The following is a 12417-nucleotide window of genomic DNA, read 5'->3' as shown; positions in this document are numbered from 1 at the left end:
TGCCCGGTGACAGGCGCTTACTGGGTATCGGTTTGGCCACGTCGCGCTTGAGCGATCATGTCATCAAGTTGTTTGATCAGATCGTCTGCGTCGATCTCTTGAAACGCTCCACAGGATGCAGCAATGATGCGTTCTGCAAACTGAGGGCTGTATTCCGGCGCTGCGCTGGCAGGGTCGTTCTGATCGATGCTGGTGTACCACCATTGGCCTTCTACTTCCTGGCCGTAAAGGTGGCCCTCTTCCTGGAGTGCGAACAGGGTCATCTGAATTTCAATTCCCGCCAGATGGGCACCCTGTGGCATTAGCCGCAGGAACAGTTCCGGAGCACTGATGCCGCCGGCCGCGTGTTGAACAATCAGTGCTTTCACCTTATCGATGTCGCTCATCGCGATGCCCTCTTTATCTCTGCTGCATCCTCGACGCAGGACGCGGGAATACCGTGATCAAGGTCGTTGCCTTGCCAACGAAGAACATCTTGAACTCCAATAGGGACACTTCTTGTCCGGATTCAAAAAAAATGATCAATCTTGCCCATCGCCGTGACTATCTGCGGCAAATCCTTCGTGCAGCGGTTAAGCCTCTCTCCACCGCAGACGTGCACGCGAAGCTGGTTGCCTGGGTTGGGCGCCATGGGGATGCTGCTGATGACCAACGTGATAAAACCACCATCAGGGATTTGAAGGCGCTGGAGGAGCTGAACTACGTTCAGTCGCAAACGGACCCAGAAGATAAACGAGGGTTGCTCTGGTCTGCGGTGGGCCGCAGCCACTCGCTGGTGCTTTCACCTTCAGACGCCATGTCACTCTGGGCGGTTTTCCAGCATGCCGAACGGTTCGGCCTGCAATCAGCCACCGATGAGTTGAAGGGCTTGCGCGACTATACGGAACTGGTGATGCAGGACGGCTCGGTGCGCAAGCTGAACTTCACCAAGCGTATTACTTCAGGGACGCGGTTTACCCAGCTACAGCCGGGCAAGTACAAAGCCCAACACCTCAAGCAGATACAGATGGCCATCCTCGATAACGAAGCCCTTGAAGTCTGGTACCGCCCGCGTAATGCCGACGGGGTCGAGTGTGTCTACCAGCTCAAACCACTGGGCCTGTCCCACCAGGATTCCAATATCTACCTGTCTGCCTATGTCACCGAAGAGCAGTGGCTGGGTAAGGCACCCGCGCCCGACGTGCCACGAGGCAAGTACAGCAGCAACGGGCCCAATACACTCTGCGCGCTGATGCTGCACAGGATTACCAAGGTAGAGCCGGGCAAGCGGACTATCGACGACCCGGAGGGTTACGATATTCACGCAGACGAAGCCCAGACAGACCTGGTGACCATCCACTCCCCTGCGCAAAAAACCCGCCTTCGGCTTAGCCAGAACCTGTACAACCGCCTTGCTGAAAACCCGCTGGATAAAAACCAGAAGCTGTTGCAGGACGGCGACAAATGGCTGCTGACCTGCAAGGTTCGCGATACCCAGGGGCTACGGTTGTTTCTGATGGCCAATGCTGCCGACATCGAGGTGCTGGAGCCGCTTGCCTTGCGGGCGCACATTCATGAAATGCTTACCCTCGCCCTGAAGACTTACGAACAGTGAACAACACGGTTCCAAAAGCACCTTCCTCGTGCCGGTAAATCAACGGACCAAGGGACGAGCCACAACAAACAGTACTATCAGGCCCACAAGCCCAGAAGCAACCAGCCACCCGGTCGAGGCCATTGCCTGGAAAAACCCCGGGAAGAAAGGAACCCTCCCAAGCTTGACCAGCGCCAGGCAAAGCCATGGCATCAGGATGATGTATAGCAGCGGGATATAAACAATTGCCTGAAGCACTAGCGTCAATCCGCCGGCCCAGTCATTCCAGTGGTGGTTGGACATTGTGATTTCCTTATCTTGAACGTGACGGGGAATCGTCCGCCTCTTGGTACCCCATACCGCCGTTAGTACACAAGGCATGAGCCCCATTTACCATGCCTGTAAAGATATCCCCAACCCGCCCCAAAGTGGTCATTTCCAGGAGCGGCCTTGTGTCGCGAAAGGGCTGCAAAGCAGCCCCAGTAATCTATACCTCCGCACCAAACACCGGGTGTACGACAGCTGCCCCGCTCAACTCCTGAGACCTGACAAGATCCCTGTGGGAGCGGGCGAGCCCGCGAACACGGGCGCAGCCCGTGCCACCCACCGTGATGCCTGCTCAACGGCTAGCCGGCGGCGCACTGCGCAGGAAGCGCCAGTCAGCAAAGGCCCAGCCTAATCAGCCGGGGCCTGACCACTCTGCTCCATCACCTTCCCACACTGCTCACTGGCCAATCGACTGATGATCCGGATAGCTTGGTGAATGCCGGCAGTGTTGCGGAAGCTCAGTTGCGGGTTGTGTTCGCATTCCAGCATTTCGTCATGCTGGACCAGGGCCTCGCCGAGCAGTTCGAGGGTCCAGGCGTAGCTTTGGATGGTGGAGAGGCGTTCTTGGTCAGTCATGGCGTGCCTCCGATTGGGCGGAGACGAAGCGGGATTGGCTGACGGTGAAATAGCTGAGGGTCGTCGAGGAACGACGGAGGAGATCGGATGCGAGGGTCCTGCTTGGACTTGAGGTAAGCATGCATGAGGCTCCAAGTTTTAGTTGGAGCTGCCACGATCCTTCCTACGGGATTGGGTGGCAGCTGTGTGCGGGGTAGGAATACCGGGAAACTTGGAAACCCGGCCAGGCCGAAGCCTGCCCACACACAGCCGCCATGACACAGCACGGCAGACACAAAAAAAGCGCCAGCTGTGGTGCAGGGGCGCCTAGTGCATGCGCCAAGTTTACCAACGGGTTCCTACGCCCGGTCACGGGATTTACCGTGACGCAGAGATTTAGCCTCACATTGCTTGGCCGGGCAAGTATGGAAGTTGTAGGAAACGTCTCTGAATAATGTACGAACGGCGCCGAAGCAGCTGCTAACCATACGGAGGACTTCTGCATTTCTACTTACATGCCTGGGCTCATGACCGACCCTCGCTTAATTGATCAGAGCGTCCGCCGCTTCGATTTCAACGTAGTTTGACTCCCCACCACCCTGAGCCCCCGACAACCAACCCCATACGAAATGGAGCGTAGTACGCCCCGCATCATCGACCATGACCCTGCCACGTGACCAACCGGCGAGCATTTCGCCGTCGTTAGTGATGCAGTGGTAAAGCAGCTCGATGGTATCGGGGCCAGATATTCGACCCACCTGGTGGCCGGTCCGAATCCGGCCACCCTGGTAGGTGCTGGTGATCGCAACACCATCGACCTGGTAATGGAAAACCGTGCCAGTGCCAGACAGGCCCTGGGAATTGTTGGCGACTGCAAAACGACGATTGTGCAGCCGGTCTTTGACTTGGGCGAAAGTGCTTTCCATAGCGGTGTATTCTCGATGTTGGATGGAACTGGGGCAGCTAGCTGCCGGTAAATCATCGGAGCAAGCTACGAACCACAACAAACAGTACTACCAGGCCCGCAAGCCCAGAAGCAACCAGCCACCCGGTCGAGGCCATTGACTGGAAAAGCTCGGCAAGAAAGGAATCCTCCCAAGCTTGACCAGCGCCAGGCAAAGCCATGGCATCAGGAGGATGTAAAGCAGCGGGATATAAACGATTGCCTGAAGGACTAGCGTCAATCCGCCGGCCCAGTCATTCCAGTGGTGGTTGGACAGGGTGATTTCCTTTTCTTGACCATGACGGGGAAACGACCGCCTCTTGCTACCCCATACCCCCGGTAGTACACAAGGCATGAGTTCAATGCGGCCGGTGTGAGAGCTGGCTTGCCTGCGATGGGCTGCGCAGCAGCCCCATACCCCGGCCTGGCAGGAATAACCCACCATCGGCCTTCAATAGAAGGAGCCAGCTGCAACCCCCGACATCTGGCCCCCACTCATCAACGCCCCCCTATCCTCCAACTCATGGCCGTTCCGCTCCATCACCTTCCCACACTGCTCACTGGCCAACCGGCTGATAATCCGAATCGCCTGATGGATACCGGCCGTGTTGCGAAAGCTCAATTGCGGATTGTGTTCGCACTCCAGCATTTCATCGTGCTGGACCAGGGCCTCGCCTAGCAGTTCGAGGGTCCAGGCGTAGCGAGGTGGAGTGTCCCCTTCCAGCCTCCGCCTGCGCAGAAATTCGAGCTCGGCCAGAACGTCAACCAGCGGCGAGTCGAAGGATGGGTTCAGTAGCTGCAGGTCGTGGTGAGAAAACTGGAGCATCTCAAAATTATCTCTAAACGGGAAAATCATTATCTAGAAAAATTTCGGCTCTAACCCCGTAAACACTGGCCAAAACCTGATCGACAGCTAACCATTATCTAAAAACACGTACACCCCTAAGTGGAAAACTGCGAACCATTAAGTCAAAAACACGCAGATCCGCGGGAAAAAAGCGGGAACAAAAAAGCCCGCACAAGGCGGGCTTCTATTGGTGCCACGTAGCGAGAAATCGCCATAGGCCAACTGATTCTGGTGCCGGAGACAGGAATCGAACCTGCGACCTTCGCGTTACGAGTGCGCTGCTCTACCGACTGAGCTACACCGGCGTGTAGCGCAACGTACCACTGCTCACACCCGCAACGCAAACCCCTGTTTCCGCTGGTTTATTGCCCTGCCCTCAAGCCCCCTTGCACCCCTTGGGCGCCAGGTCTTCCTCGATGTCGGTGGTGCACGCCCAGCCGCTGGCCGAACGGGTCAGGGTCAGTGCCTTGCCCAGCACGTTGGCCGGCGCATCCACCAGCGTGCAAGCAATGCTGCCGCTGCCATCTGCCGCCTTGCCGCTAGCGGTGATCGCACAATGCGCGGTCGCCGGCTGGCCACCCAGTTCGGCCACGGCCGCTACGTCTTTCCCGTCATTCAACCGCAGGTCCATCGCCGTCTTCAGCGCGCTGATCTCCAGCAGCCCGGCCGCGGCCTTGGAGCGTGCCTGGTGGTTGGTGTACATCGGTAAGGCGATGGTCGCCAGAATGCCGATGATCGCGACAACGATCATCAGTTCGATCAGGGTGATACCGCGTTGCCCTTTCATGAACATCTTTCCTTTTTGATTCGCTTACACATTGAGGTGGGTTGCGCCCCAACCGGCAGCGGCGCAGTAGGCCTGAACAGACACCTTTTGTCACCCCTGCCCGCTTGGGCGTCATCTTCGCTGAACTACTCTAGTGAGCATCACGGACGCGCGCCCTTGCATGGACGCGGCAAGCTGTTTCCAGGCTTGTCGCCGGGGCAGAAAAAGGACCTTTGCATGACTTCAACTTCACTGCTTTACAGCTGGCACGGCACCGACGCCAACGGCACGCCGGTCAGCGGCCAAACGCCTGGGCGCAGCCCGGCTTATGTGCGCGCCGGGCTGATTCGCCAGGGCATCACAGTGGCCAGTTTGCGGCCGGCCAGCGGGCTGGCGTTCAGTTTGCCGAAGCGGCGGGTGAAGGCGGACCCGGCGGGGTTCAGCCGGCAGTTGGCGACCTTGCTCAAGGCCGGGGTGCCGCTGTTGCAGGCGTTCGAGGTGATGGGGCGCAGTGGTTGCGATGCGGCGCAGGCGGCGTTGCTGGATAGGTTGAAGCAGGATGTGGCCTCGGGCCTGGGGCTGGCGGATGCGTTGCAGCGTCACCCGGGATGGTTTGATGCGTTGTACTGCAACCTGGTGCGGGTAGGTGAGCAGTCCGGCACGCTGGACCGACAGCTGGAGCAACTGGCGGGCATGCTGGAACAGCACCGGGCGCTGCACAAGAGGGTGCGCAAGGCGATGGTCTATCCGCTGCTGCTGTTGCTGACGGGGTTGGGGGTGTCGGCGATATTGTTGCTGGAGGTGATCCCGAAATTCGAAAGCATGTTCTCGGGGATGGGCGCGGCGTTGCCGGCATTTACCCAGTGGGTGATCGACTTGTCCACAGGGCTGAGCCGGTTTGCGCCGCTGTTGCTGGTGATGGGGGTGGTGCTGGGTTTGGCCGTGCGCCAGCTGTATCGGCAGCATGCGCCAGCGCGCCTGTGGATATCTCGGCGGGTGCTGGGCTTGCCGGTGTTCGGCAAGTTGCTGAGGGAGGCGGCGCTGGCGCGGTTTGCGCGTAGCCTGGCAACGTCGTACGGCGCCGGGGTGCCGTTGCTGGATGCGCTGGGCACGGTGGCCAGGGTGATGGGGGGCGAGCTGCATGAGCAGGCGGTGTTGCGGCTGCGCCAGGGCATGGCCAATGGGCAAGGGCTGAACCAGGCGATGGCGGGCGAGTTGCTGTTCCCACCGCTGCTGGTGCAGCTGACCGCCATCGGAGAGTCCAGTGGCACGCTGGACCAGATGCTGGAAAAAGCCGCCAGCCATTACGAGGAACAGGTCAGCCAGGCGCTGGACCAGTTGACCAGCCTGCTGGAGCCGGCCATCGTGCTGATCCTGGGCCTGCTGGTGGGTGGCCTGGTGGTGGCGATGTACCTGCCAATCTTCCAGTTGGGTAGTTTGATCTGAACATGACTTTATGGACTTTGCTGGCTGAGCAGCCGGCGTACTTCCTCACCTTGGCCACGGTGCTCGGCTTGCTGGTGGGCAGCTTTCTCAACGTGCTGGTGTATCGCCTGCCGATCATGCTGGAGCGCCAGTGGCAGCGTGAGGCGCAGGAGGTATTGGGGCTGCCGCTTGCGCAACACGAACGGTTCGACCTGTGCCTGCCGGCATCCCGCTGCCCGCATTGCGCGCATCAGATTCGTGCGTGGGAGAACATTCCGGTGCTCAGCTACCTGGCGTTGCGCGGGCGGTGCTCAGCCTGCAAAGCGCGTATCAGCCCGCGCTACCCGCTGGTCGAGATAGCCAGCGCGCTGCTGTCGCTGGTGGTGGCCTGGCGTTTTGGCGCTTCGGCCGAGGCGTTGCTGGCACTGCCGCTCACATGGTGCCTGCTGGCCCTGAGCCTGATCGATGCGGACCACCAGCTGTTGCCGGATGTGCTGGTGCTGCCGATGCTGTGGCTTGGGCTGATCGTGAACGCCTTTGGCCTGTATGTGCCACTGGCCGACGCGCTGTGGGGCGCAGTGGCCGGGTACCTCAGCCTGTGGACGGTGTACTGGGTGTTCAAGCTGGTCACCGGCAAGGAAGGCATGGGCTACGGCGACTTCAAGCTGATGGCGCTGATCGGGGCCTGGGGCGGTTGGCAGGTGCTGCCGTTGACGCTGCTGCTGTCGTCGGTGGTGGGGGCGCTGGTTGGCCTGTGCCTGCTGCGTTTGCGCCGGCATGCGATGGGCACGGCGATACCGTTTGGCCCTTATCTGGCGATTGCGGGGTGGATTGCTGTGCTCTGGGGTGATGAAATATACGCCTCTTACATGCAACTGCTTGGATACTGATGGCCACTGCAGCCTTTACCCCTTGGATTCTCGGCCTGACCGGCGGCATTGGTAGCGGCAAGAGCGCTGCTGCCGAGCGCTTTGTCGAGCTTGGCGTGCACCTGGTCGACGCCGACCAGGCGGCGCGCTGGGTTGTCGAACCTGGCCGCCCGGCCCTGGCCAGCATCGTCGAGCGCTTCGGCCCGGGTGTGTTGCAGGCGGACGGCCAGCTTGATCGCGCCGCCCTGCGCCAGCTGATCTTCGCCGACCCGGCGCAGCGCAAATGGCTGGAGCAACTGCTGCACCCGCTGATCGGGCAAGAGATTTTCAGCTACCTGGCCAAGGCGCAGTCGCCGTATGCGGTGTACGTGTCGCCGCTGCTGATCGAATCGGGCCAGTACCACAAGACTCAGCGCGTGTTGGTGATCGATGCGCCGCAGGAACTGCAAATAGCCCGTACCTTGGCGCGGGACAACACCAGTGCCGAACAGGTGCAGGCGATTCTGCAGGCCCAGCTGGCCCGTGAAGACCGCCTGCGCCATGCCGATGATGTGGTGGTCAACGACGGCGATTTGGCCGCGCTGCATGAGCAGATTGACCGCCTGCACCACTTTTACCTGACTTTGAAAGGAGGCCAGCCATGAGCCAGCCGTTGACCGTCGATTGCCCTACTTGTGGCGCACCTGTGGAATGGGCCGAGAAAAGCGCGTTCCGGCCGTTTTGTTCGGACCGCTGCAAACTGATCGACCTGGGGGCCTGGGCAGCCGAGGAGCACAAGATTGCGGGGTCGGAAGAGTCCGAAGATGAGCTGTATTCGGGGGACCTGGAGCCGCGGCACTGAGCTGATTGCAAGGCGGCTGTGCCGGCCTGCGGGAGGGGCCTTGTGTCGCGAAAGGGCCCTCCCACAGAGACCGCGTCAGGTTTTAGATATGATGGCAGAGCCGCCGTATGATCACCGCTCATCGTCCTTCCAGGGCGCCTGCAGATACCGTGTGCGGTTGAAGGTTTCCAGCCATTCCGGGCAAAACACCACCAGCGCACTGATCACCATGCCGTTGATGAACGCCTCGGGGAACATCATCAGCCACAGGTAGCCGACAAAGTCGCTGAGCCACTCCGGCAGGGCAAAACGCCCGTCCAGCCACAACAACCCTAGCGCCGCCGGTACGCAAACCAGCACGGTGAGCGCTGCCGGGAAGAACCCCGAACAGAAGATATAAACGAACAGGTTTCGCGGCTGGGCGCGCTCGACCACTATCGCGCACACCTCGGTAATGAGCACCGGCAAACCAATCAGCAACAAGCCGTTCACCCCCAGCGCCGCCAGGTCCTGTCGCCCTAGCGCCAGCAAGCCAAGCTGGGCCATGAACCCGCCCAGCACCGCCAGCGGCCAGTCCAGCAACAGGGTGACTGCGGTCATGCCAATAAAGTGGTACGACACCCCGGTATCAAAATCGCGCCTCACCAGCCACAGCGCGAACAGGCAGAACACCGTGCCAAACAGCAAATGCTGGCGGCGCCGGTCGGTGAACAGTTCAACCCAGCGAACCCGGCTTACCGCCCAGATCAGCAACGGCACAAAACCCAGCCAGCCAAGAGTAAGGGTGGTGCCGGACAACACCTGCGCGCTGATCACCTGAACAATACCCTTTGCAGCCATGTGGATAAGATCGAGTCTACACCCATTCTCCCTTTCCTTCGGCTGCGGTGGATTAGTGCCCTCATTCGATCCAGGAAGCATCGGTCAAGCCCGAAGAAATCGGGCGCACCTGTGCAAGCGTTGTCGGTACTGGGCTGATTCCCACGCTTAAACAGCATCTTACCGTCATCGATTAGCGGCTAAGCTTGTCTGCATGGATGACTCAGACTACCTGCGCCTGCTTACCATCCAGGCCGAACAAGCTAACGCCTTTCTCTCCAACGCCCGCAAGTGGGAGCGGGAGCGTTGGGTGTGCCAGCGTCTGTTGCAGGGGTTGAACATCCCCTACCGCAGCGAGGACTTCACCCCGGCCGGACAAGAGCCGCCCGATGTGCTGTTCCGCGATGCGGCCTTCGAGGTGTTTTTCGTGCTCGACGAGGGGCGTCGGCTGAACGATGAGTGGCGCGAAGAGCTGCAGCGCCGGCGCAGTGCGTTTTCCCTGGCACAACTGGTGCGCCGTGAAGCGCGTCCGCGGCGCATCAGTGCCACCGAGCTGCTGGCGCGCCTGGCGCCGACCTTGCGCAAGAAAGCGCACAACTACCGGGAACGCGGGCTGGAGCTGAACGAGCTGGACATCATCGCCTTCTCCAGCCTCAAGCGCGAAGTGCTCGACCTCAACACCCACTTCCCGCCGCCCACCGAATACCTGCGCCAAGGCTGGCGCTCGTTGTCGCTGGTGGGGCCGACGTTTGCCCGGGTGCTGTTCGCCCACCCCGACGCGCCAGACTTCCTGCGTGGCAACCTGGGGCGCAGCATTGTTTTTGATGTGGGCATCAGTCTTTGATCCAGTGCAGCGAGTGTTTGCGATGGCGTACACTCGGCGCCAGAGATAGAAAGCATTATCATTTGTTTCAAAGCGCCTGCACGAACGCTGTAGCGTTTGCGCAGTCACAAACGTCTACCTGACGAGGCCCACCATGACCAGCCGCCTGAACCCGGAAGATCAGCGTCGTGTCGATGAGTATCTGCGAGCCCCCCAGCACCAAGTCGAGCGCAGGCCATTCCGGCCGTGGCTGCTCCTTGTGCTGGTGGTGGCCGTGACCATCGGGTTGGGTCTCATCAGCCGCCTGCTGAGTGGACTGGTGCTATGAGCTGCTTCGCGCTCGCCCTCCCCTCGTGCAGTTTGCGGCCGGCCCAAAGGGCCACGAATTCCGTAAACCTTATGAGATATCCCCATGACTCATCGCATCGTGATTGTCGGCGGCGGCGCCGGCGGCCTGGAACTGGCGACCCGCCTGGGTAAAAGCCTGGGCAAGCGCAAGCAGGCCGAAATCACCCTGGTCGACGCCAACCTCACGCACATCTGGAAGCCACTGCTGCACGAAGTGGCCGCCGGCTCGCTGAACTCTTCGGAAGACGAACTGAACTACGTGGCCCAGGCCAAGTGGAACCACTTCAACTTCCAGCTGGGGCGCATGAGCGGCCTGGACCGTGAGGGCAAGCAGATTCAACTGGCCGCCACCCTCGATGACGAGGGCCGCGAGCTGCTGCCTGCGCGCACCCTGGGCTACGACACGCTGGTCATTGCCGTGGGCTCCAACACCAACGACTTCGGCACCTTGGGCGCGGCGCAGCACTGCCTGTTCCTCGACACGCGCAAGCAGGCTGAGCGCTTCCACCAGCAGTTGCTCAACCACTACCTGCGCGCCCATGCCGGCGACGTGGCTAGCGAGCAGATCAGCGTAGCGATCGTCGGCGCCGGTGCCACCGGTGTGGAACTGGCGGCCGAGCTGCACCATGCCGCCCACGAACTGGCGGCCTATGGCCTGGACCGCATCCAGCCCAAGGACATGCACATCACCATCATCGAGGCAGGCCCACGCGTGCTGCCGGCGCTGCCGGAGCGCATCAGCGTGCCGGTGCACAAGACCCTGGAAAAACTCGGGGTGAAGGTGATGACCAACGCGGCTGTCAGTGAAGTGACCGAGGACGGCCTGAAAACCAAGGACGGCGAGGTGATCCAGGCCAGCCTGAAAGTGTGGGCGGCGGGTATCCGTGCGCCGGGCTTCCTGAAGGACATCGATGGGCTGGAAACCAACCGCATCAACCAGCTGGTGGTGCGCCCTACCCTGCAGACCACCCGCGACGACAACATCTTCGCCTTCGGTGACTGCGCTGCCTGCCCGCAACCGGGCAGCGACCGCAATGTGCCGCCGCGTGCCCAGGCGGCACACCAGCAGGCTTCGATGCTGGCGCAAAGCCTGAAGGCGCGCCTGGAGAACAAGACCCTGCCAACCTACGAGTACAAGGACTACGGCTCGCTGGTGTCGCTGTCGCGCTTCTCGGCGGTGGGCAACCTGATGGGTAACCTGATGGGCAGCGTGAAGCTGGAAGGCTGGCTGGCGCGGATGTTCTACGTGTCGCTGTACCGCATGCACCAGATGGCGTTGTACGGGTTCTTCCGCACGGCGTTGATGATGCTAGGTAGCAAGATAGGCCGGGGTACCGAGCCGCGCCTGAAGCTGCACTGACAGGCACTCGCTCCTGCAGGCAATGCACTGACCTGTAGGAGCAGCCTTGTGCTGCGAAGAGGCCATTACCCGCAGAGAAAATCTTTTGCCGTACCGGCCCTTTCGCAGCACAAGGCTGCTCCCACAAGGGCCCGTGTTGCGGTAAGAGGTGGGTTAAATTGAGGCAAAAGAAAAAGGGCATCTCTTTCGAGATGCCCTTTATTCATGGTGGGTCGTGTAGGATTCGAACCTACGACCAATTGGTTAAAAGCCAACTGCTCTACCAACTGAGCTAACGACCCTAAAATGGTCGGGGTGAGGGGATTCGAACTCCTGACATCCTGCTCCCAAAGCAGGCGCGCTACCGGACTGCGCTACACCCCGGGTCTTTCAAAAAAAAGGGCATCTCTTGGAGATGCCCTTCTTTACATGGTGGGTCGTGTAGGATTCGAACCTACGACCAATTGGTTAAAAGCCAACTGCTCTACCAACTGAGCTAACGACCCGGAAAATGGTCGGGGTGAGGGGATTCGAACTCCTGACATCCTGCTCCCAAAGCAGGCGCGCTACCGGACTGCGCTACACCCCGAGATGGCTCCGCGACCTGGACTCGAACCAGGGACCCAATGATTAACAGTCATTTGCTCTACCGACTGAGCTATCGCGGAACTGAACTTCGGTACAACTTACCGATTTGCTACTCCGAAGGCTGTGTTCGCTTCGGACTCTTTAGCTTCTTAGCTTTCGCTTTGTCGCTGCTGAGGCCGGCTATTCTACATTCTTCGTTTTGCTTGTCAACCACTTTTTTTCATTCAACTTACTGATTTGTAAGTTGTTTTGCGGTCACCGATGTTGCTGGTGATTCGCTTAGTGCCTGACAACGCGGCGTATATTAGGGTCACTCGAATTTTGATGCAAGCAAAAATTTCAAAAATTTCAGCAAGTTATCCTGAATTCCCCGAA

Annotated in this window: 14 protein-coding genes, 6 tRNA genes and 2 pseudogenes; 8 read left to right on the top strand and 14 right to left on the bottom strand. The window is 60.1% G+C overall.

Annotation, left to right across the window (positions count from 1 at the left end; genetic code table 11):
- Positions 1–17: 17 nt before the first annotated feature.
- Entirely contained in the window at positions 18–386 is a 369-nt protein-coding gene (locus MRBLPB4O_RS03260; protein ID WP_341797501.1) for a hypothetical protein, read from the bottom strand.
- Between the two features lie 53 nt (positions 387–439).
- On the opposite strand from MRBLPB4O_RS03260, the gene MRBLPB4O_RS03255 reads away from it, so the two are divergent.
- Entirely contained in the window at positions 440–1594 is a 1155-nt protein-coding gene (locus MRBLPB4O_RS03255) for a WYL domain-containing protein (protein WP_341797500.1), read from the top strand.
- Between the two features lie 39 nt (positions 1595–1633).
- Here the strand turns inward: MRBLPB4O_RS03255 and MRBLPB4O_RS03250 are convergent, their stop codons facing one another.
- From MRBLPB4O_RS03250 to MRBLPB4O_RS03220, 7 genes and pseudogenes are all read right to left on the bottom strand, one after another.
- Entirely contained in the window at positions 1634–1876 is a 243-nt protein-coding gene (locus MRBLPB4O_RS03250) for a hypothetical protein (RefSeq protein ID WP_341797499.1), read from the bottom strand.
- 372 nt (positions 1877–2248) lie between these two features.
- On the bottom strand, positions 2249–2476 hold the full coding sequence (locus MRBLPB4O_RS03245; RefSeq protein WP_049278030.1) for a hypothetical protein: 228 nt from the start codon (positions 2474–2476) through the stop codon (positions 2249–2251).
- 521 nt (positions 2477–2997) lie between these two features.
- Positions 2998–3381: a hypothetical protein gene (locus MRBLPB4O_RS03240; RefSeq protein WP_341797498.1), complete on the bottom strand. Its 384-nt coding sequence runs from the start codon at positions 3379–3381 to the stop codon at positions 2998–3000.
- Positions 3382–3927: 546 nt separating this feature from the next.
- A pseudogene (locus MRBLPB4O_RS03235) lies at positions 3928–4122 on the bottom strand (hypothetical protein); the annotation flags it as partial.
- A pseudogene (locus MRBLPB4O_RS03230) lies at positions 4099–4224 on the bottom strand (Fic family protein); the annotation flags it as partial. The pseudogenes MRBLPB4O_RS03230 and MRBLPB4O_RS03235, both read right to left, overlap by 24 nt.
- A gap of 250 nt (positions 4225–4474) precedes the next feature.
- Positions 4475–4550 (bottom strand) — tRNA-Thr (locus tag MRBLPB4O_RS03225).
- 71 nt (positions 4551–4621) lie between these two features.
- Positions 4622–5032, bottom strand: a complete 411-nt coding sequence (locus MRBLPB4O_RS03220) for a pilin (RefSeq protein WP_016484801.1) — start codon at positions 5030–5032, stop codon at positions 4622–4624.
- A gap of 216 nt (positions 5033–5248) precedes the next feature.
- On the opposite strand from MRBLPB4O_RS03220, the gene MRBLPB4O_RS03215 reads away from it, so the two are divergent.
- From MRBLPB4O_RS03215 to yacG, 4 genes are read left to right on the top strand one after another with little or no spacing between them, the layout of a single operon-like run.
- Positions 5249–6457, top strand: coding sequence for a type II secretion system F family protein (locus MRBLPB4O_RS03215; RefSeq protein ID WP_341797497.1), 1209 nt, complete (start codon positions 5249–5251; stop codon positions 6455–6457).
- A 2-nt stretch (positions 6458–6459) separates the two neighbouring features.
- Positions 6460–7326, top strand: a complete 867-nt coding sequence (locus MRBLPB4O_RS03210) for an A24 family peptidase (RefSeq protein WP_341797496.1) — start codon at positions 6460–6462, stop codon at positions 7324–7326.
- Positions 7326–7949, top strand: a complete 624-nt coding sequence (gene coaE / locus MRBLPB4O_RS03205; protein WP_341797495.1) for a dephospho-CoA kinase — start codon at positions 7326–7328, stop codon at positions 7947–7949. Before MRBLPB4O_RS03210 ends, coaE begins: the two co-directional genes overlap by 1 nt.
- Positions 7946–8146, top strand: a complete 201-nt coding sequence (yacG, locus tag MRBLPB4O_RS03200) for a DNA gyrase inhibitor YacG (RefSeq protein WP_016501579.1) — start codon at positions 7946–7948, stop codon at positions 8144–8146. The genes coaE and yacG overlap by 4 nt, the downstream gene beginning before the upstream one ends.
- 111 nt (positions 8147–8257) lie before the next feature.
- Here yacG and MRBLPB4O_RS03195 read toward each other — a convergent pair whose 3' ends face one another.
- Complete coding sequence (locus tag MRBLPB4O_RS03195) at positions 8258–8965, bottom strand: energy-coupling factor ABC transporter permease (RefSeq protein ID WP_016501580.1); 708 nt, start codon at positions 8963–8965, stop codon at positions 8258–8260.
- A gap of 193 nt (positions 8966–9158) precedes the next feature.
- Between MRBLPB4O_RS03195 and MRBLPB4O_RS03190 the strand changes: the two genes are divergently transcribed.
- From MRBLPB4O_RS03190 to MRBLPB4O_RS03180, 3 genes are all read left to right on the top strand, one after another.
- The gene (locus MRBLPB4O_RS03190) at positions 9159–9788 is read left to right on the top strand and encodes a DUF1780 domain-containing protein (protein ID WP_016501581.1); all 630 of its coding nucleotides are present in this window, start codon (positions 9159–9161) and stop codon (positions 9786–9788) included.
- Between the two features lie 133 nt (positions 9789–9921).
- Complete coding sequence (locus tag MRBLPB4O_RS03185) at positions 9922–10095, top strand: DUF3094 family protein (protein WP_013970765.1); 174 nt, start codon at positions 9922–9924, stop codon at positions 10093–10095.
- Between the two features lie 84 nt (positions 10096–10179).
- The gene (locus tag MRBLPB4O_RS03180; protein ID WP_234229745.1) at positions 10180–11475 is read left to right on the top strand and encodes an NAD(P)/FAD-dependent oxidoreductase; all 1296 of its coding nucleotides are present in this window, start codon (positions 10180–10182) and stop codon (positions 11473–11475) included.
- A 205-nt stretch (positions 11476–11680) separates the two neighbouring features.
- Here MRBLPB4O_RS03180 and MRBLPB4O_RS03175 read toward each other — a convergent pair.
- From MRBLPB4O_RS03175 to MRBLPB4O_RS03155, 5 genes are all read right to left on the bottom strand, one after another.
- Positions 11681–11756, bottom strand: a tRNA-Lys gene (locus MRBLPB4O_RS03175).
- 5 nt (positions 11757–11761) lie between these two features.
- A tRNA-Pro gene (locus tag MRBLPB4O_RS03170) sits at positions 11762–11838 on the bottom strand.
- 46 nt (positions 11839–11884) lie between these two features.
- Positions 11885–11960 (bottom strand) — tRNA-Lys (locus tag MRBLPB4O_RS03165).
- Positions 11961–11966: 6 nt separating this feature from the next.
- A tRNA-Pro gene (locus tag MRBLPB4O_RS03160) sits at positions 11967–12043 on the bottom strand.
- A gap of 3 nt (positions 12044–12046) precedes the next feature.
- Positions 12047–12122 (bottom strand) — tRNA-Asn (locus tag MRBLPB4O_RS03155).
- Positions 12123–12417: the final 295 nt, after the last annotated feature.

Source organism: Pseudomonas sp. LPB4.O (genome assembly GCF_038383825.1).
In the GTDB taxonomy this organism is placed as follows: Bacteria; Pseudomonadota; Gammaproteobacteria; order Pseudomonadales; family Pseudomonadaceae; genus Aquipseudomonas; species Aquipseudomonas putida.
This window is presented reverse-complemented; position numbering and strand designations above follow the sequence as displayed.